Here is a 581-nt window from a genome sequence, read left to right as displayed (position 1 = left end):
ACCTTCGTGGGGCTGCTCCCGCAGGAGACCGGCGACCACCTGATCAAGCGGGTGGTCGGCGTGCCGGGTGACCACGTCAACGTGCTGCGACGACCAGGGGCGCGTGAGCGTCAACGGCGAGCCGATCGACGAGGAGTCGTACATCAGGCCCGGCTCGGTGCCGAGCGAAGAGCCGTTCGACCACACCGTGGCGGACGGGATGCTCTTCGTCATGGGGGACAACCGGCAGAACTCGGCCGACTCCCGCTTCCACACCGGGGATCCAGGCGGCGGGTTCGTGCCACTCGACAACGTCGTCGGCTCCGCGTTCGCCACCGTGTGGCCATTGACCGACGCCACACTGCTGCGCAACCCCGGCGACGCCTACGCTGACGTGCCCTGACGTAGGTTTCGAAACTTCCAGAACCCGATTCTGGAGCGCCTCAGAATCGGTCAGTTTTGGAGCGTCGGTCCTTGCTGTGAGTTTCGACAAGACGGGCGACGGCAGCCCTCGCCCCTGAGAGGGCTATTCACGGAACGGGTCGCGACGATGCGGCCGGGTGAGAGCGCACCGGCTCTCTGACCTGCAACGATGGGGTTAC

Annotated in this window: 1 protein-coding gene; it reads left to right on the top strand. The window is 66.3% G+C overall.

Annotated elements, in window-relative coordinates:
* The first annotated feature begins 67 nt into the window (after positions 1–67).
* Positions 68–382 carry a signal peptidase I gene (lepB, locus tag AC1C2V_RS19720; RefSeq protein WP_495391347.1) on the top strand — a complete coding sequence of 105 codons (315 nt, stop codon included), beginning with the start codon at positions 68–70 and terminating at the stop codon, positions 380–382.
* Positions 383–581: the final 199 nt, after the last annotated feature.

This window comes from Isoptericola sp. Y541 (assembly GCF_059445465.1).
Note: the sequence above shows the minus strand (reverse complement) of the source record. Positions and strands in the feature narration are given on the sequence as shown.